1 pseudogene is annotated in these 549 nt (G+C 46.6%); it reads left to right on the top strand.

Annotated features, from left to right (window positions below):
* Positions 1-549, top strand: a pseudogene (locus tag R7Q48_RS30135) (malate synthase A); the annotation flags it as partial.

The following is a 549-nucleotide window of genomic DNA, read 5'->3' as shown; positions in this document are numbered from 1 at the left end:
CCAGCGGTGTTGATCTGCCGTGTTCGCGGCCTTCACTTAAAAGAAAAACACGTGACGTGGCACGGTCAGATCATTCCAGGCGCGCTTTTTGATTTTGCACTGTATTTCTACAACAACCACAAAGCATTGCTTCAAAAAGGCAGCGGTCCATATTTCTATCTTCCTAAACTGCAGTCTCATCATGAGGCGAAGTGGTGGAGTGAAGTGTTCCATTTCACAGAAGAATATTTTGGTTTAGAGACTGGCACGATCAAAGCGACCGTGCTGATCGAAACGTTACCAGCTGTGTTTGAGATGGATGAGATTTTGTTCTCACTTAAAGAGCATATCGTAGGGCTGAATTGTGGTCGTTGGGATTACATTTTCAGTTACATCAAAACACTGAAGAAACACCCAGATCGTGTTCTGCCGGATCGCCAAGTCGTCACCATGGACAAACCATTTTTGAACGCCTATTCGCGTTTGCTGGTTCGTACTTGTCACAAGCGTGGTGCTTTCGCGATGGGAGGAATGGCCGCCTTTATTCCCGCGAAAGACCCGCAAGAAAAC

It is taken from the genome of Vibrio sp. 378, assembly GCF_033339435.1.
This window is presented reverse-complemented; position numbering and strand designations above follow the sequence as displayed.